The sequence below is a fragment of the Methylobacterium sp. J-070 genome (genome assembly GCF_022829385.1).
In the GTDB taxonomy this organism is placed as follows: Bacteria; Pseudomonadota; Alphaproteobacteria; order Rhizobiales; family Beijerinckiaceae; genus Methylobacterium.
In genome coordinates this window covers 20343-45412 of the sequence record NZ_JAKSXX010000287.1, presented here as the reverse complement: position 1 = coordinate 45412, position 25070 = coordinate 20343, and the positions used below count along the sequence as shown (strand labels likewise).

25 protein-coding genes and 1 pseudogene are annotated in these 25070 nt (G+C 72.8%); 15 read left to right on the top strand and 11 right to left on the bottom strand.

From position 1 onward, the window contains the following. The first annotated feature begins 47 nt into the window (after nt 1-47). On the top strand, nt 48-932 hold the full coding sequence (gene mazG / locus MKL01_RS31990) for a nucleoside triphosphate pyrophosphohydrolase (protein WP_243909205.1): 885 nt from the start codon (nt 48-50) through the stop codon (nt 930-932). Between the two features lie 74 nt (nt 933-1006). Beyond that, a complete protein-coding gene (locus tag MKL01_RS31985; protein ID WP_243909204.1) occupies nt 1007-1339 on the top strand; it encodes a hypothetical protein in 333 nt (110 codons plus the stop codon). 33 nt (nt 1340-1372) lie between these two features. Here the strand turns inward: MKL01_RS31985 and MKL01_RS31980 are convergent. The 6 genes and pseudogenes from MKL01_RS31980 to pabB form a co-directional block, all read right to left on the bottom strand. Beyond that, nucleotides 1373-1789 (bottom strand): annotated as a pseudogene (locus tag MKL01_RS31980) (methyl-accepting chemotaxis protein); the annotation flags it as partial. A 68-nt stretch (nt 1790-1857) separates the two neighbouring features. Further along, complete coding sequence (locus tag MKL01_RS31975) at nt 1858-2394, bottom strand: ferritin-like domain-containing protein (RefSeq protein ID WP_243909203.1); 537 nt, start codon at nt 2392-2394, stop codon at nt 1858-1860. A gap of 485 nt (nt 2395-2879) precedes the next feature. Then, complete coding sequence (locus MKL01_RS31970) at nt 2880-3386, bottom strand: DoxX family protein (protein ID WP_243909202.1); 507 nt, start codon at nt 3384-3386, stop codon at nt 2880-2882. Beyond that, entirely contained in the window at nt 3383-4240 is an 858-nt protein-coding gene (locus MKL01_RS31965) for an aminotransferase class IV (RefSeq protein ID WP_243909201.1), read from the bottom strand. Before MKL01_RS31965 ends, MKL01_RS31970 begins: the two co-directional genes overlap by 4 nt. Continuing rightward, complete coding sequence (locus MKL01_RS31960; RefSeq protein WP_243909200.1) at nt 4227-4841, bottom strand: anthranilate synthase component II; 615 nt, start codon at nt 4839-4841, stop codon at nt 4227-4229. Before MKL01_RS31960 ends, MKL01_RS31965 begins: the two co-directional genes overlap by 14 nt. Next, nucleotides 4838-6211 (bottom strand): aminodeoxychorismate synthase component I, encoded by a 1374-nt coding sequence (gene pabB, locus MKL01_RS31955; protein WP_243909199.1) that lies wholly within the window; start codon nt 6209-6211, stop codon nt 4838-4840. The genes MKL01_RS31960 and pabB overlap by 4 nt, the downstream gene beginning before the upstream one ends. 374 nt (nt 6212-6585) lie before the next feature. Here pabB and rimO point away from each other — a divergent pair, with 374 nt between their 5' ends. The 4 genes from rimO to MKL01_RS31935 all read left to right on the top strand — a co-directional run bounded on the left by rimO (nt 6586) and on the right by MKL01_RS31935 (nt 11231). After that, complete coding sequence (gene rimO, locus MKL01_RS31950) at nt 6586-7938, top strand: 30S ribosomal protein S12 methylthiotransferase RimO (protein WP_243909198.1); 1353 nt, start codon at nt 6586-6588, stop codon at nt 7936-7938. Nucleotides 7939-8314: 376 nt separating this feature from the next. Continuing rightward, the gene (gene tsaD, locus MKL01_RS31945) at nt 8315-9379 is read left to right on the top strand and encodes a tRNA (adenosine(37)-N6)-threonylcarbamoyltransferase complex transferase subunit TsaD (RefSeq protein ID WP_243909197.1); all 1065 of its coding nucleotides are present in this window, start codon (nt 8315-8317) and stop codon (nt 9377-9379) included. Then, the gene (locus tag MKL01_RS31940; protein ID WP_243909196.1) at nt 9376-10236 is read left to right on the top strand and encodes a GNAT family N-acetyltransferase; all 861 of its coding nucleotides are present in this window, start codon (nt 9376-9378) and stop codon (nt 10234-10236) included. The genes tsaD and MKL01_RS31940 overlap by 4 nt, the downstream gene beginning before the upstream one ends. Beyond that, complete coding sequence (locus tag MKL01_RS31935; RefSeq protein WP_243909195.1) at nt 10233-11231, top strand: NAD(P)H-dependent glycerol-3-phosphate dehydrogenase; 999 nt, start codon at nt 10233-10235, stop codon at nt 11229-11231. The genes MKL01_RS31940 and MKL01_RS31935 overlap by 4 nt, the downstream gene beginning before the upstream one ends. 283 nt (nt 11232-11514) lie before the next feature. Here the strand turns inward: MKL01_RS31935 and MKL01_RS31930 are convergent, their stop codons facing one another. The 3 genes from MKL01_RS31930 to MKL01_RS31920 form a co-directional block, all read right to left on the bottom strand. Next, nucleotides 11515-11898: a tautomerase family protein gene (locus tag MKL01_RS31930; protein ID WP_243909194.1), complete on the bottom strand. Its 384-nt coding sequence runs from the start codon at nt 11896-11898 to the stop codon at nt 11515-11517. A 130-nt stretch (nt 11899-12028) separates the two neighbouring features. Beyond that, a complete protein-coding gene (locus MKL01_RS31925; protein WP_243909193.1) occupies nt 12029-12424 on the bottom strand; it encodes a tautomerase family protein in 396 nt (131 codons plus the stop codon). 15 nt (nt 12425-12439) lie between these two features. Then, complete coding sequence (locus MKL01_RS31920) at nt 12440-13249, bottom strand: SDR family NAD(P)-dependent oxidoreductase (RefSeq protein WP_243909192.1); 810 nt, start codon at nt 13247-13249, stop codon at nt 12440-12442. Nucleotides 13250-13366: 117 nt separating this feature from the next. Here MKL01_RS31920 and MKL01_RS31915 point away from each other — a divergent pair, with 117 nt between their 5' ends. Beyond that, the gene (locus MKL01_RS31915; protein WP_243909191.1) at nt 13367-14320 is read left to right on the top strand and encodes a GlxA family transcriptional regulator; all 954 of its coding nucleotides are present in this window, start codon (nt 13367-13369) and stop codon (nt 14318-14320) included. Between the two features lie 68 nt (nt 14321-14388). After that, nucleotides 14389-14616, top strand: coding sequence for a hypothetical protein (locus MKL01_RS31910; RefSeq protein WP_409566392.1), 228 nt, complete (start codon nt 14389-14391; stop codon nt 14614-14616). A 164-nt stretch (nt 14617-14780) separates the two neighbouring features. Here MKL01_RS31910 and MKL01_RS31905 read toward each other — a convergent pair whose 3' ends face one another. Then, nucleotides 14781-17165: an EAL domain-containing protein gene (locus MKL01_RS31905; protein WP_243909190.1), complete on the bottom strand. Its 2385-nt coding sequence runs from the start codon at nt 17163-17165 to the stop codon at nt 14781-14783. Nucleotides 17166-17395: 230 nt separating this feature from the next. Between MKL01_RS31905 and MKL01_RS31900 the strand changes: the two genes are divergently transcribed. Beyond that, nucleotides 17396-17809 (top strand): EVE domain-containing protein, encoded by a 414-nt coding sequence (locus MKL01_RS31900; protein WP_243909189.1) that lies wholly within the window; start codon nt 17396-17398, stop codon nt 17807-17809. Between the two features lie 69 nt (nt 17810-17878). Here MKL01_RS31900 and MKL01_RS31895 read toward each other — a convergent pair whose 3' ends face one another. Beyond that, nucleotides 17879-19423, bottom strand: a complete 1545-nt coding sequence (locus MKL01_RS31895) for a sensor histidine kinase (RefSeq protein ID WP_243909188.1) — start codon at nt 19421-19423, stop codon at nt 17879-17881. A 264-nt stretch (nt 19424-19687) separates the two neighbouring features. Between MKL01_RS31895 and MKL01_RS31890 the strand changes: the two genes are divergently transcribed. The 6 genes from MKL01_RS31890 (at nt 19688) to MKL01_RS31865 (ending at nt 24938) form a co-directional block, all read left to right on the top strand. Further along, on the top strand, nt 19688-20143 hold the full coding sequence (locus MKL01_RS31890) for a (2Fe-2S)-binding protein (protein WP_243909187.1): 456 nt from the start codon (nt 19688-19690) through the stop codon (nt 20141-20143). 49 nt (nt 20144-20192) lie between these two features. After that, a complete protein-coding gene (locus MKL01_RS31885) occupies nt 20193-22388 on the top strand; it encodes a xanthine dehydrogenase family protein molybdopterin-binding subunit (protein ID WP_243909186.1) in 2196 nt (731 codons plus the stop codon). 136 nt (nt 22389-22524) lie between these two features. Continuing rightward, on the top strand, nt 22525-23148 hold the full coding sequence (locus MKL01_RS31880) for a uracil-DNA glycosylase family protein (protein ID WP_243909185.1): 624 nt from the start codon (nt 22525-22527) through the stop codon (nt 23146-23148). A gap of 353 nt (nt 23149-23501) precedes the next feature. Next, nucleotides 23502-23774, top strand: coding sequence for a BrnA antitoxin family protein (locus MKL01_RS31875; RefSeq protein ID WP_243909184.1), 273 nt, complete (start codon nt 23502-23504; stop codon nt 23772-23774). A gap of 64 nt (nt 23775-23838) precedes the next feature. Beyond that, the gene (gene pyrF / locus MKL01_RS31870) at nt 23839-24531 is read left to right on the top strand and encodes an orotidine-5'-phosphate decarboxylase (protein ID WP_243909183.1); all 693 of its coding nucleotides are present in this window, start codon (nt 23839-23841) and stop codon (nt 24529-24531) included. 62 nt (nt 24532-24593) lie between these two features. Continuing rightward, on the top strand, nt 24594-24938 hold the full coding sequence (locus tag MKL01_RS31865) for a DUF1330 domain-containing protein (protein ID WP_243909182.1): 345 nt from the start codon (nt 24594-24596) through the stop codon (nt 24936-24938). Nucleotides 24939-25070: the final 132 nt, after the last annotated feature.

The following is a 25070-nucleotide window of genomic DNA, read 5'->3' as shown; positions in this document are numbered from 1 at the left end:
CGGCGGGCGAATTCCCCTTTCCCGCGCCATGCGCTAACGCCTCCCGCATGAGCGAGGCAGACGAGGCGGACCGGTCCGGACGGATCGCGGCGGGGGGGGCGCAGGAGCCGCCCCTGCACAGGCTCCTGCGCCTGATGGCGGCCCTGCGCGATCCGGACCGTGGCTGTCCCTGGGACGTGGCGCAGACGCCCGCCACCATCGTGCCCTACACGATCGAGGAGGCCTACGAGGTCGCCGACGCGGTGGCGCGGGGCGACCGCGCCGACCTGCGCGACGAACTCGGCGACCTGCTCCTCCAGGTGGTGTTCCACGCCCGCATGGCCGAGGAGGCGGGCGCCTTCGCGTTCGACGACGTGGCGCGCGCGATCGGCGACAAGCTGGTCCGGCGCCACCCGCACGTGTTCGCGCCCGACGGCTCGCCCCTCCCCGACGGTTCGCCCCTGCGCGACCCGGGGGAGGTCGAGGCGCAATGGGCCGCGATCAAGGCGCAGGAGCGCGCGGCGCGCGGGGCGGCGGAGTCCGCGCCGGATCCGCTCGGCGGCGTCGCCCGGGCGCTCCCGGCCCTCGCCCGGGCGGAGAAGATTTCCCGGCGGGCGGCCGCCTACGGCTTCGACTGGGGGAACGCCGCCCAGGTCATCGAGAAGGTCCGCGAGGAGACCGACGAGGTCGCCGAGGCCCTGGCGGCGCGCGACGCGCGGGCCGTCTCCGAAGAGATCGGCGATCTGCTGTTCTCGGTGGCCAACCTCGCCCGGCATGCCGGGATCGACCCGGAGGCCGCCCTGCGCGACGGGACCGTCAAGTTCGAGCGCCGCTTTTCCGCCATGGCGGCGCATCTGCGGGCCGCCGGGGGCGAGCTCGGCCGGTCGGACCTGCCCGCCATGGAGGCCGCCTGGCAGGCGGCCAAGCGGGACGAGACGACGCGCGGCACGTGAGCGGCGGCGACCGCCCGCGTCGAACGGCGTGCCGGAGGTCTCGACAGGCGGCGGCCGGCGGATATGTTCCGCGCATGCGCCTCACCCTGCTTCCCGCCCTCGCCGCCCTCGCCCTGACCGCCGCCCTGCCCCGGCCCGCGCGCGCCGAGCCGATCGTCCAGGAACGGTTCGGCTGCCACAGCCAGGAGGTCACCGACCGCCTGTTCAAGCTGGTCATGGCGGGGGACGAATCGGGGTTCGGGCAGCTCCTGCAGGGCAGCCTCGCCAGCGGCGAGTGCCGGTCCTGGAAGCTCGGGCAGTCGGTCCGGCTCGAATCCCGGACGATGAGCTACGGCTGCCTCGCCCAGGAGGATACGCAGGAGCGCTGCTACTGGACCCCGCTGAGCGCGATCGAGAAGGCGAACTGAGGACGCCGGGACCGGGAGGCGGGACCCGGCCCCTCAGGCCGCCCGCACGGTGCTGAGGAATCGGTCGACCTCGGTCGAGAGCTGCTCCGCGTGGCGCGACAGGTCCGTGGCCGCGGTGAGGACGTGGTCCGCCGCCCGGCCGGTCTGCTCCGAGGCCTGGGCCACGCCGGCGATGTTGCCGGTGACCTGCTGCGTCCCGGTCGTGGCTTGGCCGACGTTGCGCACGATCTCCTGGCTGGCCGCGCCCTGCTGCTCCACCGCCGCCGCGATCGTCGCCGCCACGGCGTTGATCTCGCGGATGCGGCCCGTGATCGTGCCGATGGCGGCCACCGCCTCGCCGGTCGCGCCCTGGATCTGCGACATCTGCCCGGCGATCTCCGCGGTGGCCCGGGCGGTCTGGTCGGCGAGTTCCTTCACCTCGGCGGCGACGACCGCGAAGCCGCGCCCGCGGCGTGTCCCGGCGGGCGCGGGCGGGAGGGCCGGCGCCGCCCGGAGGGGCGCCGGGTCGCGGGGGCGGCTCAGGCGGCCTTCTTGCCCTTGCCCTTGGACGGCTCCGCATCGTCGTCGGGCATGCCCGCGACGTTGATCGTCTCGGCGATCTTGGAGAGCAGCGCGTCGGTCTTCTTCTCCTCCTGCAGGGTCTCGTCCAGCAGCTTGGCGGCATCCGCGAAGCCGAGCTGGCTGGCCCAGGTCTTCAGGGTGCCGTAGCGGGCGATCTCGTAATGCTCCACCGCCTGGGCGCAGGCGGCCAGGACCGCGTCGGCGGCCGGGCTGTCGGCGAAATCCTCCAGATCCTCCTCCATCTCGGAGGTGATCCCCTGCATCGCCTCGCAGGTCTTGGCCCGGGCCGGCTTGCCGATGATCTCGAACACCTGCGTCAGGCGCTCGACCTGCTGGGCGCTCTCCTCCGCGTGGGTCTCGAAGGCCTGCCGCAGCTCCGCGTGTTCCGCGGCCTTCGCGGATTTCTTGAGCGCTTTCACCGATTGCTTCTCGGCGTAGTAGACGTCCTTCAGGGTCTCGTAGAAGGCATCGTGCAGCGTCTTCTGCTTGGCCATGGCGGTCTGTCTCCGTTGGCGCCGCCGACCGATCGGCGGCATCCGGACGGGGAACGCCGGTCCGCCTCCCCGTATCCGCGCGATTTCTTCGCCCTGTGGAGGAACCTCCTCGCCGGAGCGCGGGACGCGGTCCCGGCTCAGGCGCCGTCCCCGCCCGGGCCCGGCGTCCCGCGCCGGCCGCCCCGGGCCGGACCCGGTTTGACGGGGCCGGGTTCGGCCGGGACGGCTCTGGTCGGGCCGACCGGCCGGGGCCGGAGACGGTCGAGGACGGCTTCGAGGGCACGCTCGACGGCGTCGCGTTCCGGCAGCGCGTCGGGGAGCGGCGGGCGCGCTGGATCCGTGTGTCGCCGCCGCGTCATGCCGTCCGCCCGTATTACGGTCGGGCGGCGCGGTATTCCGTCGCCCCCGGTCTCCGTCCGGCGGTATATCGTCCTGGATCCGGGGATCAAAGCCTGCCGTGATCCGGGGATCGCAGGATCCTGTGATCAAGGTTCCCGGAGGGTTGCTGGCGGGGCTTGCCGCGGGACCGCGCCGTCCGGCCGCGCAGCCTCGGAGGTCTTGCGGTCCGGGTCGGCAGATCTCCGACGGTCGCCGAACGGCCAGTCGATCAGGCCGCCGGCCCAGAGCGCCGCCCAGACGAAGACCGGCTGAAACGCCAGGCGTGGACCGTGATACCACCAGGAATCCGGGAGGCCCTCGATATGGACCTGCGCGAAGGCGTGCTTCAGGTTCGCCGGGTAGACGCAGACCGCGTAGAGGGCGAGGCCGATCGCGGCGGCGCGCCGGAACCGGCGGGTCAGCAGCCCGGCGGCGCCGGCGATCTCGCACAGGCCGGTCGCCAGGATGACGAGGCGCGGCTGCGGCACCCAGTCGGGCATCAGCGGCAGCATCGTGTCGGCCGCGGCGAGGTGCACGACCCCGATGAAGGCGTAGACCGCCGCGAGCCCGTAGCGCAGCCTGCGGCGGCCCGCCGTGAGCGCCGCGTCGGTCACGCGACCGCGTCCTCGGCCACGCCGCAGGCCCGGGCCACGCCGGCGCGGAGCGCCGCCGTGAGACGGGCCACCGCCGCGTGTTCGGCCCCGGGGAAGGCGGTGTCGCCGACCGCGGTCACGGGCGCCAGGAGCCGCAGGGAGTTGGTCAGGAACACCGCCTCGGCGCCCATGAGGTCGGGCAGGCTCAGCGAGCGTTCCTCCGCGCGCAGCCCGCAGCCGGGGGCGAGCCGCAGGATCTCCCCCCGCACGATCCCGGCCAGCACGCCGTCCTCGCCCGGCGGCGTGACCAGGGTCTGCCCGAACAGCGCGAACAGGTTGCCGGTGCCCGCACAGGCGACGCGCCCCCGCGTGTTGCGAAACAGCGCCTCGTCGAACCCCGCCGCCGCGGCCTCGCGGGCGGCCAGCACCGCGTCGAGATAGCCCAGCGTCTTCAGCCGGGCGGCCGGCGACGTGTCGTTGCGGGCGATGGCCGTCGGCCACAGGCGCAGGGACGCGAAGGCCGCGCTCCGGGCGCTCGGCGCCGCGGTGGCGAACAGGGTCGGGCGCGGATCCTCCGGCGGCCTCAGCCCCCGCGGGCCGGAGCCGCGGGTGAGGGTGGTGCGGATCGCCAGCCGCGCGCCGTCGCCGGTCCCGGCCAGCGCCCGCATGGCGTCGCGGATCCGCTCCGGTTCGGCGGGGATCCCCAGCGTCTCCGCGGAGGCGACGAGCCGGGCGATGTGGGCGTCCTCGAAGGCCACGCGGCCGCCGAGCGCCAGCGCCGTGTCGAACAGGCCGTCGCCGAGCGTCAGGCCGCGGTCGGTGTGGTCGAGGGGCGCGGCCGTTCCCGGGACGACCCGCCCGTCACGCCACAGCATCGCGGCGCTCCTCCGGCCTCTCCCGCCAGGCGCGGGCGAGGTCCAAAAAATTGGCGAACAGGGCGTGGCCGCCCTCGGTCAGGACCGATTCCGGATGGAACTGGATGCCGTAGGTCGGATGGGTCCGGTGCGAGAGCGCCATGACCTCGCCCTCCTGGGAGACCGCGTCGACGGAGAGGTGCCGGTCCATCTCGGCGCCGGGCGTCACCACCAGCGAGTGGTAGCGGCCCACCGGCATCGGCGCCGGCAGCCCGGAGAACAGCCGCTCGCCCCGGTGGTCGATCGGCGTCGCCTGCCCGTGCAGCGGACGCCGGGCCCGCTCGACCGTACCGCCGAAGGCCGCGCCGATCGCCTGATGGCCGAGGCAGACGCCCAGGATCGGCACGGCGCCCGACAGCTCCCGGATCGCCGGGAGCGAGATCCCCGCCTCCGCCGGCGTGCAGGGGCCGGGCGACACCACCAGGGCGTCCGGGGCGAGCGCCCGGATGCCGGCGACGTCGAGGGCGTCGTTGCGCACGACCCGGACCGTCTCGCCCAGCTCCTCCAGGTAGCGGACGACGTTGAAGACGAACGAGTCGTAGTTGTCGAGGACGAGGATCATGCGAAGGCCTCGAACACCCGGGCGGCCTTGGCGAGGGTCTCGTCGTATTCCGGGCCCGGCTCCGACAGCAGGGTCACCCCGCCCCCGGCCTGCAGAACCGCCTGCCGGTCGTCCATGAACACGGTGCGGATCGCGATGGAGGTGTCGAGCGCCCCGTCGAAGCCGATCCGCCCGATGGCGCCGCAATAGAGCTCCCGGGCGTCGCCCTCGATCTCGGTGATGATGTCCATGGCGCGGATCTTCGGGGCACCGGTGATCGAGCCGCCGGGGAAGGTGCCTTCCAGGAGGTCGAGGGCGTCGAGCCCGTCGCGGAGCGTTCCGGTCACCACCGACACCAGATGGTGGACGTTGGCGTAGGTCTCCAGGCCGCACAGGGTGGGCACGGCGACGCTGCCCGGCGCGCAGACCCGGGACAGGTCGTTGCGCAGCAGGTCGACGATCATGACGTTCTCGGCCCGCTCCTTGACGGAGGCCTGGAGCGCCTCCGCCGCCGCGCGGTCCGCCGCCGGGTCGTCGAGCCGGCGGGCGGTGCCCTTGATCGGCCGGGTCTCGACCCGCCGTCCGTCGAGCCGGATGAAGCGCTCGGGCGAGGACGACGCCACCGTCAGCCCCTCCAGCTCCAGATAGGCCCCGAAGGTCGCCGGGTTGGTGGCGCGCAGCCGCCGGTAGAGGGCGAACGGGTCGAAGCCGGGCGGCAGGTCGGCGGTGAAGCGCTGGGCGATGTTGGCCTGGTAGATGTCGCCGGCACGGATATAGTGACGGACCTTTTCAACAGCCTGTTCATAGGTTTGTCGGTCGAAATTCGAGTGCCACGTAAGCGTTGCTCCCGGCGCCCGGGCCGGCTCCGCCGGGTCGTCCGCGCTGGCGAGCAGGTCGGCGAAGCGGGCCAGCCGCGCCTCCGCGCGGGTCTGCCGGGCGGCCGGTTCGGTCTCGGGAAAGCCCGTGGCGACGAGCCGGCCGGTGCCGGCGGCATGGTCGATCACCAGCGCGGTGTCGTAGAAGTTCAGGGCGATGTCGTCGGTGAGCCCCGCCCGTCGGGCCGGCGCCGCGACCCGCTCCAGCGCCGCGCCGAGGTCGTAGGCGAAGTAGCCGATCGCCCCGCCCGGGAACGGCTCGGAACCGGGTTCGACCCGATAGGGCGCGAGGCAGGCCCGAAGCGCCGCGAACGGACCGCCCGCGACCGGACGGCCGTCGAGGGTCGCGCGCCCGTCGCGGAAGCGGAAGCGCGCGAACGGGTCGGCGGTCACGATCCCGTAGCGCCCCAGCGGATCGTGCCGCATGGCGCTGTCGAGGAAGGCGAGCGCCGGCAGGCGCCGCATCCGGGCCGCCGCCGCGACGGGATCGATGTAGGGAATCTCTCGGGTCCACATGACCGGGTTCGGGGCTGGTGTCCTGGCGGCTGAGCGCGGTGAGTTGCCGTCGCACAGGCGATGCCGCGGGGAAAGCGGCAGTTCCACGCAGGGGCCGCCGGGGAGAGCCGACAGGGTGTGTCCTGGGCGCAGGACCGGCCGGGCCGATTTTCATGCAACACATCAGCTTATGCGCACAAGCCGATGACCGAGCATCAGATTTTTGGATCTGCGTCAGCCCCACGCGCCGGGCCGGCCACCCCTGCGGCCGGTGGCCTCGCGCGAAGGCCCCGGAGCGGCTATAGGGAGGCCATCCCGAATTCTCGTCCTCGCGTTCCGTGTGCCTGTTCCACCGGTCGCACGCGCGGGCGGCGTCCGACCCGTCGAATGGCCCCATGACCGCCACCGCCTCGCCCACCTCCCCGGGATCCGCCCCCGGAGCGGCCCCGAAGATCTCGTTCGTCTCGCTGGGCTGCCCGAAGGCGCTGGTCGATTCCGAGCGGATCCTCACGCATCTGCGCGCCGAGGGCTACGAGCTGGCCCGGCGGCACGACGGCGCCGACGTGGTGATCGTCAACACCTGCGGGTTCCTCGACTCGGCCAAGGCGGAGTCTCTGGCGGCGATCGGCGAGGCCATGGCGGAGAACGGCCGGGTGATCGTCACCGGCTGCATGGGCGCGCAGCCCGAGGAGATCCGCGAGAAGTACCCGGACCTGCTCGCGGTGACCGGGCCGCAGGCCTACGAGTCGGTGGTGGCGGCGGTCCACGAGGCGGTGCCGCCGGCCCACGACCCGTTCCTCGACCTCGTGCCGCCGCAGGGGATCAAGCTCACCCCGCGCCACTACGCCTACCTGAAGATCTCGGAGGGCTGCAGCAACCGCTGCAGCTTCTGCATCATCCCGTCCCTCCGCGGGAACCTCGTCAGCCGCCCCGCCGCCGACGTGCTGCGGGAGGCGGAGAAACTGGTGAAGGCCGGGGTGAAGGAGCTGCTGGTCGTCAGCCAGGACACCAGCGCCTACGGGGTCGACATCCGCTACGCCGAGAGCCCGTGGCGCGACCGGCAAGTGCGGGCGAAGTTCTACGACCTGACCAAGGAACTCGGCGAGCTCGGGGCCTGGGTGCGGCTGCACTACGTCTACCCCTACCCGCACGTGGACGAGGTCATCCCGCTGATGGCCGAGGGCAAGGTGCTCCCCTACCTCGACATGCCGCTCCAGCATGCCAGTCCCTCAGTCCTGAAGCGCATGCGCCGGCCCGGCAACCAGGAGCGCCAGCTCGACCGGATCCGCAGCTGGCGGGCGACCTGCCCGGATCTGGCGATCCGCTCGACCTTCATCGTCGGCTTCCCCGGCGAGACCGAGGCCGAGTTCGAGGAGCTGCTGGCCTGGCTCCAGGAGGCGAAGCTCGATCGCGTCGGCTGCTTCGAGTACGAGCCGGTGGCGGGCGCCACCGCCAACGCGCTCGGCGACCCCGTGCCGCCGGCGGTGAAGGCCGAGCGCAAGCGCCGGTTCATGGAGGCGCAGAACGGGATCGCGCTCCGGCTCCAGCGGGCCAAGGTGGGCCGGCGGCTGGCCATGATCGTCGACGCCGTCGAGGGCGGGGTCGCGAAGGGCCGGTCCAAGGCCGACGCCCCGGAGATCGACGGCACCGTCCACGCCGCCTTCCGGCGCCCGGTGCGGGTCGGCGACATCGTCACCGTGAAGATCGACCGGGCCGAGGCCTATGACCTCTACGGCACGGTCGCCTGAGGCGGGGCGCCCGTGCCGCTGCTTTCGGCGGATGCCAGGGACTGAACGCTTCTCCCGATCTCACCCCTCATGCCGAGGTGTGGGCGCGGCGAGGCGCGAAGGCGATGTCCAGGGATCGCGCGGCCGGCCGGAGGGCGCCTTCGAGACGTCCGCTCCGGCCCCTCGAAGGTTGCCCTCCCCCCCCGCGAGACGGGAGAGGCAGAACCGCCTTCCGCTCCGAAGACCGAGCGCCGGACGGTCCCCGGAGCCCCGGTAGGGGAGGTTGGGCGCGCCCGCCGTGCCGGGATCCGTTACCGCTTCGGCACAGGATGCCGCTATGACATCCTGTGCAGCAGGCCCCGGCGCGACGTCGCCCCGGACCGAAGGAGTTCCGCGCGTGCAGAAGACCGTGCTCGGCATCGAGACCACCTGCGACGAGACCGCCGCCGCCGTGGTGTCGGTGGACGAGGAGGGCGTCGGTCAGATCCGCGCCAACGAGGTGCTGAGCCAGATCGCCGAGCACGCGGCCTATGGCGGCGTCGTGCCCGAGATCGCCGCCCGCGCCCACGTGGAGGTGCTTGACCGGCTCGTCGCCCGCGCCCTCGACCGGGCCGGGATCGGCTTCCCCGATCTCGACGGCATCGCGGTGGCGGCCGGGCCCGGGCTGATCGGCGGCGTGCTGGTCGGCCTCGTCACCGCCAAGACGCTCGCGCTCGTGACGCGCAAGCCGCTGCTCGCCGTCAACCACCTGGAGGCCCACGCCCTCACCGCCCGGCTCACCGACGGGATCGCCTTCCCGTACCTGCTGCTGCTGGTCTCGGGCGGCCACACCCAGCTGGTCGCGGTGCGGGGCGTCGGCGACTACGTCCGGCTCGGTTCCACCGTCGACGACGCGATCGGCGAGGCCTTCGACAAGGTCGCCAAGCTGCTGGGCCTCGGCTATCCCGGCGGCCCCGAGGTCGAGCGCCTGGCCGAAGCGGGCGACCCGGAGCGCTTCGCCCTCCCCCGCCCGATGCTCGGCCGGCGCGAGGCCGACTTCTCCCTGTCGGGCCTCAAGACCGCCCTGCGGATCGAGGCCGAGCGGATCGCCCCGCTGGCCGAGCGCGACGTCGCCGACCTGTGCGCGAGCTTCCAGGCGGCGGTGGTCGACGTGGTTGTGGACCGCGCCCGGGTCGCCCTGCGGGCCTTCTCGGACGTGGCCGGCCGGCCGACCGCCCTGGTGGCGGCGGGGGGCGTGGCCGCCAACGGCGCCGTCCGGCGGGCGCTGGCGGCGCTGGCGGGCGAGGCGGGCCTCGGCTTCGTGGCCCCGCCCCTGCCGCTCTGCGGCGACAACGGCGCGATGATCGCCTGGGCCGGGCTGGAGCGGCTGCGCCTCGGGCTCGTCGACGACCTCACCGCCCCGGCCCGGCCCCGCTGGCCCCTGGCGGCCGATCCGGCCCGCGCGGCGATCCCGGCCGGATGAGCGCCGCGGCGCGGCGCGCGCATTGGCGGGACTTGGTGGAGCGCCGCCTGCCCGGATCCGCCCGTCCGGACTGGCCGGTCCGCCTCGACCATTGCTTCGCCCGGATCCTCCTGGACAATGCCTGCGGCGGCCCCTGGCGCGCGCAGGTGCGTCCGCCCGCCCACGCCAACATGCCGGTCGACCGGCTCGAGGCGGCGATCGCGCTGGGGGAGGCGGTGCTCGCCGGCCGGGCGGATCTCGCGCTCCTGAACCGGCGCTCGCTCGCCTGGCGCGGCAAGATCGCCGCCGCCCCGGTGCCCGACGCGATCCGGGACGGCGACCTGATCCTGCGCCGCTGGCGGCCCGACGATACGGCGCCGTTCGCGGCGCTCAACGCCGACCCGGCGGTGATGGCTCACTTCCCGCGCCCGCTGACCGCGGCGGAGAGCGCCGCCGAGGCCGGCCTGTGCGATCGGCGTTTCGTGGCCGACGGGTTCGGCCCCTGGGCGCTGGAGCAGGGCGGCCGGTTCATCGGCTTCGCCGGCGCGCTGCGGATCCTGAGGCCCCTGCCCTTCCCGGGCGGCGACCGGCCGGGGAGCACCGTCGAGCTGGCCTGGCGCCTGACGCGGGATTCCTGGGGCCGGGGCTTCGCCACCCGGGCCGCGCGACGCGCCCTCGCCGACCTCGCGGAGCGCTGCGGCCTCCGCGCCGTCGTGGCCTACACGGCGGTCGGCAACGACCGGTCCCGGGCGGTGATGGAGCGCCTCGGCATGGTCCGCGCCGGGACCTTCGCGCATCCGTCGGTGCCGGAGGGGCCGCTGCGCGACCACGTGCTCTACCGGCTCGATCGTGCGGACGCGGAGGAGGCTGCGGCATGAGCGCGGAGACCCCGATCAACGTCGTCGGCGGCGGCGCCTGGGGGACGGCGCTCGCCAACGCCGCCGCGGCGGCCGGGCATCCCGTGACCCTCTGGCTGCGCGACGCGGCCGCGGCCGCCGCCCTCCAGGCCAGGCGGGAGAATCCGCGCTACCTGCCGGGGGTGCCGCTCCATGGCCGGATCGCCGCCACCGCGCAGCCCGAAAGACTTGCCGGCGCCCGGGCGACCCTGCTGGTCGTGCCGGCCCAGACCGTGCGCGGCGTGCTGGAGACCCTGCGCGGCCCCCTGGCCTCGGCCGGTCCGGTGATCCTCTGCGCCAAGGGGATCGAGCGCGGCAGCGACAGCTTCATGAGCGCGGTGGCGGCCGAGGTGCTGCCGGCGGGGACGCCGGTGGCGGTCCTGTCCGGCCCGAGCTTCGCGGCGGACGTCGCCCGCGGCCTGCCCACCGCCGTCACCCTGGCGGCGGCCGATCCCGGTCTCGCCGCTGCCCTGAGCGGGCTGCTGTCCGGGCCGAGCCTGCGGCTCTACCACACCGACGACGTGCGCGGCGTCGAGATCGGCGGCGCCGGCAAGAACGTGCTGGCGATCGCCTGCGGGATCGTGGCGGGGCGGGGGCTCGGCGAGAGCGCCCGGGCGGCGCTGATCGCCCGCGCCTTCGCCGAACTGATGCGCTTCGCCCGCGCCTTCGGGGGGCGGCCCGAGACGCTGATGGGGCTCTCGGGCCTCGGCGACCTCGTGCTCACCGCCTCCTCGCCGCAATCGCGCAACTTCGCCTTCGGCCAGCGGCTCGGCGCCGGGGCGGGCCCGGCGGAGGCCGCGGGCGGCAAGCTCGCCGAGGGCGCCTTCACGGCCGGGGCGCTCGCCGCTCTCGCGGCGGCCCGGGGCATCGAGATGCCGGTGGCGGCGGCGGTCGCGGCGATCGTGGCGGGGGCGGCCGGCGTCGACGACGTGGTCGCCGGCCTGCTCGCCCGGCCGCTGCGGGGGGAGACGGATTAGCGGGTCGGTGGGAACCGGTCGGCCCCCGCGTTCCGCGGCCCGGTGCGAGGCGCCGGCGCCGGACGGCCGCCCGTCACAGGGTTTCGAACGCCGTCCGCGCGGGCTTGTGGAAAGCCGCTGCGGATGGATTTCTGCCGATCGGCTTCGGCACAAACCAAGCACCAGGGCGGACGCTATAGGCCCACATGCCTTCATAGACATCGTCTGGTCCAAGGTCCGACGTGCGGTCGGACCTCGGTCGCTCAATCGTGCTGGCCGCATGGAGCGTACGCGCAGCGCGCGATCAAGTCGCGTACTGGGCCTCCCCGTTGCCGAAGGACCAGTTTTCCTTGGCGATTTCGACGAGGCTGATGAAAACGTCCTCGCGGCGGAGGCCTAGGCGCTCGTGCAGGCCGTCCGCGACCGCCCTGTAGAAATTGCGCTTTTGCTCCACCCCGCGCCCAGCGTTGAGGGTGAGCTGGATGACAACGCAGTCACCCGTCCGGTGGATACCGAGGTAGCCCGGATCGATGAAGAAGTTCTCCGGCTCATGCTCGTTGATGACTTGGAAGCGATCGTCTTTGGGTACGTTCAGCGCTTCGAGCATGGCGGCGTAGACGACCTCGCCGATCGTTCGGCGGTACTCGGCGGACTTGCCCTTGGCGAGATCGATCCGAGCTAATGGCATGTGATGCTCCTGCGGCTAACGAGCGCCGGCCTATCGGGCTGCGTTCACGGTCTGGCTCGGCTGGAATGGCCGCCCGACGCCCATGTCGAGAGCGGACATGCGCGCTCGCCGCCGTACCTCGCGATGCGGGTCACCGCTCCTCCGGTGACCATTCGGGACTGTAGCCGCCGAGAGCGGGATGATACATCTCGTCGCCGGAATGCTGCGTGAACTCCACGTTGAGGCGATCCTCGCGCAGGCCGAGGATCTCGACGCAGTGGGCGCACAGCGCCTTGGCGACCTCCATCCGCAACTCGGCCGAGCGCCCCTTGCGGATGTCCAGCATCATCACGGACACCGGCACCGGCTCGCCGCCGGCATCCGGTATTCGCCACACGCCGCCCGCGCCGAGTTCACGGATGGCGACGCTGATCCGCCTGATGTCGACCGACATCATCTCCGCGTAGGTCCGGCTCATCTGCGCAGCGAGGCGCTTCTTGGAGGCCACGGAATGCGTGCCGGTGACGTCGAGCTGAAGGTACGGCATGGATGGTCCCCGGGTTCAGGCCGCGTTCGTAGCAAGCCCGTAGCGCGCCGAGGGCTTGGCGTTGTTGAACTTGGCGGACATCGCCCGGCGATCCTCCTCCCAGCGCGTCCAGTCGCCGACGTCCTGCAGGCCCGGGATGGTGACGTGCTCGCCCTGGTCGAGCCCGGCCAGCGCAGCATCGACCAGATCGGCCGCCGACATGGTGGTCGACGACGTCTTCTGCGCCGCGTAACCGGCAACATCCCAAAACTCGGTGGCCGTCGCACCGGGCAACACGGTCTGGACGCGCACGCCCTTGTCAGCGAGGTCCTTCTGCAGCGCGTGGCCGAAGCTGAGGACGTAGGACTTCGAGGCGCTGTAGACGCCGTTGAGCATCTCGACCGCGACGCCGACGACGGACGAGATGTTGACGATGGTCCCCGTTCCGCGCGCCACGAAGGCTGGCGCGACCGCGTGGGTCAGGCGGGTCAGCGCGGTGATGTTGAGCTGGATCATCGCGTCCATCGTCTCCACGTCGGCCTGGAGGATCGACGCGACGGAACCGATGCCGGCGTTGTTGACGAGCATGGTGATGCGCGCGTCCTCGCGCAGACGGGCCTCCAGGCGCGCGAGATCGTCCTTGCGGACCAGGTCGGCCTTGAACGCCTCGACCTGTCGCCCGGTCTCGTGGGCCAGGCGGTCGGCCAGCGCCTGCAGGCGTTCCCCGTTGCGGGCGACCAGCAGGAGGTCATACCCCCGCCTGGCGAGACGGTCGGCGTAGATCGCGCCGATGCCGGCGGATGCGCCGGTCACGACGGCGAGACCCTTGTTGGACTGGGTGGTCATTGTCGTTCTCCTCTTCCTTCGCGCCATAGGCTGACGGCGTTCAGTGGGAGGACGCTACCGTTGCCTGGCTGCGGCGCAAATGTCATAGTTGCGTCGATTTAGGACATTGGGGCGAGCATGCAGCGCGTCGGCTTCGTCGTCTATCCCGGCTACTCGATGATGGCGCTGGCGGCCGTGCCGGCCTTCGAGGTCGCCAATCTCGCGGCGGAAGAGGCGACCTACGACATCCATTTCATCTCCGAGCATGGAGGGCCGGTCAGCACCTCGGCCGGCATGAACGTCGAGACGCAGGCATTCGGCGACACGTCCTTCGACACGCTCGTCATCGGCGGCGGCACCTTTGTGCAACCGTCGACGCCAGGCCTTATCGCCCTCGTGCATCGCGCGGCCGCTCAGGCCCGGCGCGTCGCCGCGATCTGCACGGGGGCCTTCGTCCTCGGCGAGGCCGGCCTGCTCGACGGACGGCGGGTCACGACGCACTGGATGCACGCACGCGCGTTGCAGAACCAGTTCCCCAAGTGCTCGACCGACGCGGACCGCATCTTCATCAACGACGGCCCGATCTGGACGTCGGCAGGCATGAGCGCCGGCATCGACTTGGCGCTCGCCCTGATCGAGGCGGATCTCGGCCACGAGGTGGCGAAGGAGATCGCCAAGAAGCTCGTACTGTATCACCGCCGGGCAGGTGGCCAGTCGCAGTTCTCGACGTTGCTCGACCTCGACGCGAAGTCGGACCGCATCCAGGCGGCCCTGACCTATGCCAAGCGGAACCTTCACCGCCCTCTATCGGTCGAGGAGTTGGCGGATGCCGCGCACCTCAGCCCGCGCCAGTTCAGCCGCGTCTTCCATGCCGAGACCGGTCAGTCGCCGGCCAAGGCGGTCGAGAACCTGCGCGTCGAGGCCGCGCGCGTCTTGATGGAGCGCAGCCGGCATCCCATCGATGCCGTCGCCGACCAGACCGGCTTCGCGGACCGCAATCGGATGCGCCGGGCCTTTCTCCGGGCGTTCGGGCAGCCCCCGCAGGTCATCCGGCGCAATGCGCGGGGCGACCTGGATACGGCAAATGCGTAGCGTAGGCCGAGCGCCGTCAACCACTCCCCGGCGATGAAGCCGTCCCGGACGTCAGCTTCTGGCCGCTCGTGATCCATCTGCCGATCTATGTCCAGGCGGTCCTGGGATACGACGGCGTGGCCGCGGGGCTCGCCTACAGCCTGCCGACGCTGGTGGTTGCGGCCGAACGGCTGCTGCTGCGCTACGGCCCCGGCGTGGTCATACCGCTCGGCCTGGTCACCATCGGGGCGGGCTTCCAGCTCATGCGGCGCGCCGCCGGCATCCAGGGGGACTGGCCGGCGATGCTGCCCGGCTGACTCCTGGCCGGTACGGGGCTCGGCCTGACCAACACGCCCGGTACCAACACCGCCACGGCGTCGGTGCCGGCGGAGCGCGCCGGGATGGCCTCGGCGCCTGGGCGCTCGCGGCTGCCAGTCGGCTCGCCTTCGCCCCGCGGCGGTCCGCCCCTGCGCGATGAGCCTCACGCCGCCGCGACATCCCCCTCCCGCTCCGGCCCGGTCCCGTGGGTGTGGGCCGCGAAGAGCGCGATCGGCCCGGGCCGGCCCAGGAGGTAACCCTGGGCGAGGGTGCAGTTCTCCTTTGCCAGGAAGTCCAGCTCCTCGGCCGTCTCCACGCCCTCCGCCACCACGGCCAGCCCCAGGCCGCGCCCCAGGCCCAGCACGGAGCGCACGATCGCGGCCCCCTGCGGGTTGTTGTGGACCGCCTTGATGAACGAGCCGTCGATCTTGATCCGGTCGAACGGGAAGGAGCGCAGGTTCGACAGCGAGGAGTAGCCGGTGCCGAAATCGTCCATGGCGATCTGGACGCCCAGGGCCTTGAGCTGGCGCAGGGTGAGCAGCGCCCGGCCCGGATCCCGGATCAGCGCGGTCTCGGTGATCTCGATCTCCAGCCGCTCGGCCTTGAGGCCCGCCTCGAACAGGGAGCCGTGGACGAACTGCACGAAGTGCGGGTTGTGGAGCTGCACCGCCGAGACGTTGACGGCGATCGCCAGCGGCTGCGGCCAGCCGGCCGCGACCCGGCAGGCCTCGCGCAGCACCCAGGCGCCGATCTCCAGGATCGCGCCGGTCTCCTCGGCGATCGGCACGAACACGGCCGGGGAAATCGAGCCGCGCTCCGGATGGCGCCAGCGCAGCAGCGCCTCGAAGCCGGTCACCGCGCCGGATCCGACCTGGGATTGCGGCTGGTAGACGAGTTCGAGCTCGCCCCGCGCCACCGCGTGGCGCAGGTCGTGCTCCAGCATGCGCCGGTCGCGGATCTGCGCGCCCATGCTGGCATCGTAGCGGCGGCAGATGCCGCGCCCCTCGTTCTTGGCCCGGTACAGGGCGGCGTCCGCGTAGCTCAGGAGCGCGCGCTGATCCGAAGCGTCGTCGGGGTAGACCGCGACGCCGATGCTGGTGGCGATCACCGGGCCGGAGGCCGCCGGCACCGCCGCCAGGGTCGCCAGGATCCGCTCGGCCAGCCGCTCGGCGGTCCGCTCCGCGGATCCCGCCGCCTGGGGTGTCAGGATGGCGAACTCGTCGCCGCCGAGCCGCGCCATCAGCTGGCTGCCGTCGAGCATCCCCTGGACCCGGAGGGCGAACTCGCGCAGCATCGCGTCGCCGGCCGCGTGGCCGAACAGGTCGTTGACCTCCTTGAACCGGTCGAGGTCGAGGCACAGCACCGCCAGCCGGGTGCCCTGGCCGTCGGCGGCGCGCATCTCCCGCTCGAGCCGGGCGTGGAAGCTGGTGCGGTTGGCGAGACCGGTGAGCGCGTCGTGGTGGGCGAGATAGTGGATCTCGCCCTCGGCCCGGCGTCGGGCGCGCAGGTCGCGCACCGCCACGGCGTGGTGCGGCTGGCGGCCGTACTCGGCCACCGGGCGCATGATCACCTCCACCGGGATGGTGCCGCCGCCCGCCTGGGCGAGCTCCGCCTCCAGGGGCTGGTCGGGCGTCCCCATCCCGGCGACGAGGCCCGGCAGGTACACGGCCAGGCTGGTCCCGATCAGGTCGGCCGCCTCGGCGCCCGCGAGCCGGGCGAAGGCGTCGTTGGCGCTGACGATCTGGCCGGCGCGGCACACGACCAGCCCCTCCACGGCCGCGTTGGCGAGGCTGAGCAGGCGCTCGCGCTCGAACGCGGTGCGCCGACGCTCGCGCTGGTCGAGCACGAGGGCGGCCCCGGCCATGAGCAGGATGAGGCAGCTCGCCAGCGCGACGGCGGCGGCCAGCCACTCCGTCCGGATCGCGCTCTCCGGGATCGTGACGGTCGGATCGGGCAGGAGGGTCACCGCCGCCATGCCGGTGAAGTGGTGGCCGCAGATCGCCAGGATCAGCAGGGCCGCGCCGAGGCTCCGGCCCCGGGCCGTGCGGGCCGACAAGCCGACCACCAGGGCGGCGGCCCCGAGCGCCGCGCCGAGTCCCACCGAGACGGCCACCACCGCCGGGTTCCAGACGAGGTGGCCCGGCACCTGGTAGGCGGCCATGCCGGTGTAGTGCATGGCGGCGATGCCGCCCCCCACCACCGCGCCGCCGATCGCCGCCCTGGCTCTGCCGCCGGTTGTAGACAGGGCGAAGCCGAGTCCGGTGATCGCGACGGCGTCCGCGTAGGACAGCAGGGTCAACCCGATGCCGTAGCCCGACGGCAACCCCGGCGCGAAGGCGAGCATCGCCAGGAAATGCGTCGCCCAGATCCCGGAGCCGCCGGCCGCCGCGGCGATCGCCAGCCAGATGTAGCGGCTGCGTCCGCCGGCCCGACCGGCATGGGTCAGCAACGCCATCGCGGTCGCGCTCGCCAGCGTGCAGACCAGCGCCGCCAGCGCGACCAGCCACAGGTTGTGTTCCCCGACGAAGCAGCCGATGACGGTCAACATGCAGACGTTCAACTATGGTTATTGGGCGTACACCCACGTATATGTTCAGATATAATTTAATATTCAAACAACGACCGTGCGAAAATCCCGCCGATAGGATCCCGGCTTTCCACCGCCGACGGGGCTTTCGCGGGGCCGGCCGGACGCCCCGGGGCCTGTCCGCCGGGGACGAAGCTGGGCTATGGCGGGACCCGCCGCCGGGAGCCGGCGGTCCCCGGGGACTTTCAGCGATGGCGTACTGGCTGTTCAAATCCGAGCCCGCGACCTGGTCGTGGGATCAGCAGGTCGCGGCCGGCGCGGCCGGCACGCACTGGAACGGCGTGCGCAACCACCTCGCCAAGAAGCAGCTGATGGCCATGCAGGTCGGCGAGCGGGGCTTCTTCTACCACTCGAACGAGGGCAAGGCGGTGGTCGGCATCGTCGCGGTGATCCGGCCCTACTATCCCGACCCCACCGACGAGACCGGCCGCTTCGGCATGGTCGACTTGAAGGCCGTGCAGGCGCTGCCGCGTCCCGTGACCCTCGAGGCGATCAAGGTCGATCCGGCGCTCTCCGGCATGGTGCTGGTCAACAATTCCCGCCTGTCGGTGCAGCCGGTGACGGAGGCCGAATGGGCGCGGGTGTGTAGGCTCGGCGGCTTGTGAGGGCGCACGCCCTCCCCCGCGCAGGGGGAGGCGTGTCGGTCCCGCACCGCCCGTCCCGGGAGCCGCCGCTCACGCCGCCCGGTCGACGGGCCCCCGGACGGGGGCCAGGGCGGGTACCGGGGCCTCGTCGACCTCGACGGCCGGCAGCGTGTCCATGACCCGGGTGGCCGGCAGCGTCACCACCACCTCGGTGCCCTCGCGGGGCTTCGAGGTCAGCTTGAACCAGCCGCCATGCAGCTCCACCAGCCCCTTGACGATCGGCAGGCCCAGGCCCGAGCCCTGCTCGGCGGTCTTGATCGCCAGCGAGCCGCGCCCGAACGACGACAGCACCGTGCCGAGCTCGTCCTCCGGGATGCCCGGGCCGCTGTCCTTCACCGACACGTACTGCCCCCCCGAGGCGGTCCAGCCGACCTTCAGCCAGATCTCCCCCTCGGGCGGCGTGAACTTCACGGCGTTCGACAGGAGGTTCAGCACGATCTGGCGCAGCGCCCGCTCGTCCGCCCAGAGGCGCGGGAGGGAATCGTCGACGAGGACGTGGAAGGTCTGGTTCTTGGCCTTCGCGCGCAGGCCCATCATGTGGCGGCACTCCTCCACGATGTGGGCGAGCTGCACCGCCTCCTCGTTGAGTTCGTAGCGCCCCGCCTCGATCCGCGACAGGTCGAGGATCTCGTTGATCAGGTTCAGGAGGTGCAGCCCGCTGTCGTGGATGTCGTGCGAATACTCCCGGTAGGACGGCGCCGTGTGGGTGCCGAACACCTCGTTCTTCATCACCTCCGAGAAGCCCAGGATGGCATTGAGCGGCGTGCGCAGCTCGTGGCTCATGGTGGCGAGGAACCGCGACTTGGCGAGGTTCGCCTCCTCGGCCCGGCGGCGGGCCTCGTCGGAATTGGCCTTGGCCTGCTCCAATTCGCCGAACACCGCGTCCTTCTCGGCGCGGGAGCGCAGGGCGCCCATCGTGGTGGCGTAGAGGCGGCGGGACAGGCCGAGGAAGAACAGCTGCGCGCCGCAGGCCATCACCACGAGCATCGCCGCGTCCATCTCGCCCGAGAGGGCGGAGAGCGAGACGGTGGCCAGGGCCAGCGGGACCAGGGCGGCGGCGGCCGCGAGGGGCACGGTCGCGGCCAGCATGGTGGTGACGGCGGACGCGATGACGAGCCCGAACAGCGCGAAGGTCCAGCCGCCGGTGGCGCCGAGCCCGATCATCGCCGCCCACGACAGGCTCTGGAGCACCTCGCCGATCAGGAAGCGACGGCGCCAGCGGGCGAGCGGGCTCGTCGCCGGGTCCGCGCGCAGGAAGCGCCGGCTCAGGGTGGAGTTGAGCGTGATCATCAGGATCACGGCGAGCGCCCAGGCCGCCGCCACCGGCGGCGCGATCCAGACCGTCGACGCCAGGGCGAGCACCGCCGCGAACATCACCAGCGGGATGCCCGCACCGGCCCGGTACTGGGCGTAGTGGCGCAGCAATTCGTAGTCGAAGGCCCGCTCCAGGCCGGTCTGCGACGTCAGCTTCTCGCGGGCGGAGCGGATCTCACGGGCCACTCCAAGGCGGCGCGCCGCCTCCTCCGTCGAGGGGCCGCGACCGCGCTGAACCATCTCGACGGTGAGATCGGACATGCGCGTGTTGAAACTCGGCTGTGGCTCGGTCGGCTCGGGATGGCTCCATGAGGATGCGGTGGATGTGTTAAGAACCGGCTGCAGCGATCCGTCGGATCTTAAGCATCCGGGCTGGCGTCAGGCTGTCGCAGGTCCGGTGCGGCCCCCGTCCGACGTGCGGTCCCGCACATCGCGCGGCCCGGCGCGGGCCCTACGCTGACCGGTGACGGCGGCGGTGCCGCGATCCGGGACGTCCGGGCACGCGTCGAGAGAGGGTCGCCGACCATGCCGAATCTCACCGTCAACGGCGTCACGCACGCGATCGACGCCGACCCGGACATGCCGCTGCTCTGGGTATTGCGCGACCGCCTCGACGCCACCGGAACCAAGTACGGCTGCGGCATCGCCCAGTGCGGCGCCTGCACGGTCCATCTCGACGGCCAGCCGGTCCGCGCCTGCCAGACCCGGCTGGGCGATGTCGGCACCGCGCAGGTGACCACCATCGAGGGCGTGTCGGGCCGGGTCGCGGAGGCCGTCCAGGCGGCGTGGCGCCGGCTCGACGTGGTGCAGTGCGGCTACTGCCAGTCGGGCCAGATCATGTCGGCGATCGGGCTCCTGTCGGGCAACGCCCGGCCCAGCGACGCCGACATCGACGGCGCCATGGACGGCAACATCTGCCGCTGCGGCACCTACCAGCGCATCCGCGCGGCGATCCACGAGGCCGCGCGCAGCCTCGCCTGAGCCTTCTCCGACCCTCCCGCCCCGCGGTCCCGACCGGAGCCTCGCCGCCATGCTGAACGCCCGTCGACCGAACCCGCCCTCCGCCAGACCCAGCCGCCGCACGATCCTGGCCGGCGCCGGCGCCCTCGTGGTCGCCTTCCGGGTCGACCCGAAATCCGCCCGCGCGGCGACCGGCCCCAACCTCGCCGACGTCAAGGCACAGCCCAACGCCTTCGTGCGGATCGGCGCGGACGACACCGTCACGGTGGTGATCAAGCACCTCGACATGGGCCAGGGGAACACGACCGGGCTCGCCACGATCCTGGCCGACGAACTCGGCGCCGACTGGAAGCAGGTCCGCACCGAGTTCGCGCCCGCGGACGCCAAGCTCTACAACAACAGCCTGATGGGCCCGATCCAGGGCACCGGCGGCTCCACCGCGGTGGCCAATTCCTGGTTTCAGCTGCGCAAGGCCGGGGCGGCCGCCCGCGAGATGCTGATGGCGGAGGCGGCCTTCCGCTGGAAGGCTCCGGTCTCCGAGATCACCGTGGCCGAGGGCGTCGTGCGCCACGCGCCGTCGGGGCGGCAGGCCCGGTTCGGGGAGCTCGCGGCCTCGGCGGCCACCCTGCCGGTCCCCACCGAGCCCCGGCTCAAGGACCCGGGCGAGTGGCGCCTGATCGGCCAGACGGTGCCGCGCCTCGATTCCGTCGCCAAGACCGACGGCACGGCGGTCTATTCCCTGGACATCCGCCGTCCCGGCCAGGTGACCGCCGTGGTGGCCCGCGCCCCGCGCTTCGGCGCCACCGTGAAGGCCTTCGACGCGGCCGCCGCCCGCAGGGTCGCGGGCGTCGTCGACGTGGTGCAGGTGCCGACCGGCGTGGCGGTGCTCGCCCGGGACACGTGGTCGGCCATGAAGGGCCGCGAGGCGCTCGCGGTGACCTGGGACGACAGCACCGCCGAGACCCGCTCGTCGGAGGCGATCCTGGCTGAGTACCGGGAGCGCGCCAAGGGTCCGGGCCTCACGGCGTCCGGGCGCGGCGACCCGCAGGCGGCGCTCAAGGGCGCCGCCAAGGTGATCGAGGCCGAGTTCACCTTCCCGTACCTCGCCCACGCGGCGATGGAGCCCCTGAACGCCACGATCGAGCGGGCGGCCGACGGCGGCTACGACGTCTACGCGGGCTTCCAGTTCCAGACCGTCGAGCAGGCCACCATGGCGGCGATCCTCGGGGTGACGCCCGACCGGGTCCGGCTCCACAGCAACTGGGCGGGCGGCTCCTTCGGGCGCCGGGCGACCCCGACCGCCGACTACCTCGCGGAGGCCGCCACCGTCCTGAAGGCGTCCGGCGAGAAGACCCCCGTGCACCTCGTCTGGACCCGCGAGGACGACATGGCCGGCGGCTACTACCGCCCCACCGTGCTGCACAGGGTCCGGGCCGGCATCGACGGCAAGGGCGCGGTGGTCGGCTGGGACCACGTGATGGTCGGCAAGTCGATCATGATCGGCTCGCCCTTCGAGGCGATGATCGTCAAGAACGGCATCGACGCCACCACCGTCGAGGGTGCCTCCGACACGCCCTACGCGCTTCCGGCCTACCGGTTCGGCGTCCACAACGCCCGCGAGGGCGTGCCGGTCCTGTGGTGGCGCTCGGTCGGCCATAGCCACACGGCCCACGTGATGGAGGTGATGATCGACGAGCTGGCGCACGCCGCCGATGTCGATCCGGTGGCGTACCGGCTGTCGCTCCTGACTCAGGCGCCCCGGCTCGCCGGGGTGCTGAGGCTCGCCGCCGACAAGGCCGGGTGGAGTGCCAAGCCGCAGGATCAGGGCCGCGGCCTCGGGGTGGCGGTGCACGAATCCTTCGGCTCCTACGTCGCCATGGTGGCCGACGTCACGGCGCAGGATGCGGGGATCCGGGTGAACCGGATCGTCGCGGCGGTGGATGTCGGCGTCCCGGTCAACCCGGACGTGATCCGCGCGCAGGTCGAGGGGGCGGTGGGCTTCGCCCTGTCGTCGGTGCTGCGGAACCGCATCACCCTGAAGGATGGCCGCGTGCAGGAGCGCAATTTCGACGCCTACGCGCCGACCCGCATGAGCGAGATGCCGAAGGTCGAGGTGCACATCGTGCCGAGCCGGACGGCGCCGACCGGGATCGGCGAGCCGGGCGTGCCCGTGCTGGGCCCGGCGATCGCCAACGCGGTCTTCGCCGCCACCGGCCGGCGCCTGCGCTCGCTGCCCCTCGACCTCTCCGGCGTGAAGGGCGCGTGAGGAAACGCACGTTCAGCCGGCCTTCGGCGGCGTAAGACGCGGGGGCCTTCCCCCAAGGCAAGAGACCCGACTGACAACGGCGCGGCGCGACACCGCGCCGTTTCTTTTTTGCCCGGGGCGGTGCCATCTCGGGACGATGTCCGCCGCCCTCTTCGACGACACCGCCGCCCGGCTGCGCGCCTGCCGCCTCTGCCGGGACAGCCCGCTCTACGGCCCGCCCCTGCCCCAGGAGCCCCGGCCGATCGTGCAGGGCAGCGCCGGCGCACGCCTCTGCATCGCCAGCCAGGCCCCGGGGACGCGCGCCCACAGCACCGGCATGCCGTTCATGGACCCGTCGGGCGTCCGGCTGCGGGCCTGGCTCGGCCTCGACGCGGGGCGGTTCTACGATCCCGCCAAGGTCGCCATCGTGCCGATGGGCGCCTGCTTCCCCGGCCTCGACGCCAAGGGCGGCGACCGGCCGCCGCGCCGGGAATGCGCCGAGCGCTGGCGCGCCGAGCTGTTCGCCGGCCTGCCGAACCTCGACCTGATCCTGGTGATCGGCCAGTACGCGCAGGCCTGGCATCTGGGCCGGCCCGAGGGCGGCCTCACCGGCACGGTGCGGCGCTGGCGGGCGATCCTCGCCGAGCCGCGGCGTCCCCGGGTCCTGCCCCTCCCCCACCCGTCCTGGCGCAACAACGGCTGGCTCAAGCGCGAGCCCTGGTTCGAGGCGGAGCTGCTGCCGGTGCTGAAGGCGGAGGTGGCGCGGGTGCTGGCGGGGTAAGGCGGGGGCCGCGTCGACGGGGATGCCGCGTCGCACGCGCGACTCACGTATATCTCCCGATCCGTGAAGTTCATCGCGCAGGAGCCGAGACGGTCGGCCAACATCGCCTAGCACGGATTCGATCCGGCACACTTCGAGGCGGCTTTCAGGTTCAACCGGTACGCGACTGCGCCCACGAAGCCGAGCCGTACAGGTCGCACCCGGTACCTGCTGATCGGGACTCGGTTCGGCGAGGCCGTCGTGGTGGTGATCGTCTCGCCGCCGGGAACCGAAGCGTTCGACATCGTGAGCGTCCGCCGTGCCAACCGGACGGAGAGATCGATCTATGAAGCCCGCAGGAGGATTGGGAATAGGTGTCCGACAACCCCGCATTGACGCCCGAACAATTGGCAGGGATGCGGCTCGGGCCCGAAGGCCTGCCGGCGGATCTCGCGGCCGCGCTCAGCGAGCGCGCCGATGAGGCGAGGACCGCGGCCCGCGGCATCGCGATCTCGTTGCGGGTCGATCCCGACGTGCTCGCCGCCTACAAGGCCGGCGGTCCAGGCTGGCAGACGCGCATGAACGAGGCACTGGCCAGGGGTGCCCCGCGCGGACCGGACCGGGCCAAGGCGGCCAAGCGGGTCTGACCTCCACCGCATTGACAGCGATCGCCGGGCCGTGATCCGTGCCGCGACCCCCGAGGACGCGCCGATGACCGAGATTGCCGACCCCCGCGACCGCCTGATCGTCGCCCTCGATCTGCCCGGCGTGCCCGAGGCCGAGGCGCTGATCGACCGGATCGGCGACGCCGCGACCTTCTACAAGATCGGCTACCGTCTGGGCTACGCGGGCGGGCTGGCGCTCGCCGAGCGGCTGGCGGCGCGCGGCCTCAAGGTGTTCCTCGACCTGAAGCTCCACGACATCGGCAACACCGTCGAGGAGGGCGTGCGCTCGGCCTCCGGCTCGGGCGCCACCTTCCTCACCGTCCACGCCTACCCGCAGACCATGCGGGCGGCGGTCCGCGGCCAGGGCGCGGGCCTGAAGATCCTCGCCGTGACGGTGCTCACCTCCTACGACGATGCCGACGCCGCGGAGGCCGGCTACGCCCTGCCGGTGGCGGAGCTGGTCGCCCAGCGCGCCGCCCAGGCCGCGGAGATCGGCATCGACGGGCTCGTCTGCTCGGCGGCCGAGGCGGCCTCGGTCCGGCGCGTCGTCGGGCCGGACCGGCTGATCGTCACCCCGGGGATCCGTCCCGCCGGCGCCGAGGCCGGCGACCAGAAACGGGTCATGACCCCCCGGGATGCCCGGCGCGCCGGCATCGACCACGTCGTGGTCGGGCGCCCGATCACCGGCGCGGCGGACCCCCGGGCCGTGGCGCAGGCGATCGTGGCCGAGCTGGCCTGAACCCGACGGCATTGCCTTCGGCCGGATCAAGTCCACTTCGTCCCGCAACGAGGAGACGCAGCATGACGAAGGGCTACTGGATCGCGCGGGTCGATGTCCGCGACGCGGAGGCCTACAAGGACTACGTGGCGGCCAACGGCGCCGCCTTCGCCAAGCATGGCGGCCGCTTCCTCGTGCGCGGCGGCGCCCACGAGGCGGTGATGGGCCCGGCGCGGTCGCGCAACGTGGTGATCGAGTTCCCGAGCTACGCCGACGCCCTCGCCTGCTGGAACTCCGACCTCTACCAGGCCGCCAAGGCCAAGCAGCGGGGCGGCGTCGAGGCCGAGATCCTGGTGATCGAGGGCTACGACGGCCCGCAGCCGAGCGCCTCCGAGCCGGCGCCGGAGGCGGGGCCGGCTTCCGAGTAGGCCTGCCGCCCGGGGGGGCAGCCTCTCCATCGCCCGCCGCGGGCGTGGCGGTGACGATCGGGACCCGAAGCGGCCGGACGCTCCTCGTCGATCCCCGTCTCCGGCCGCGTCGCGGCACGGCGGGACCTCGGG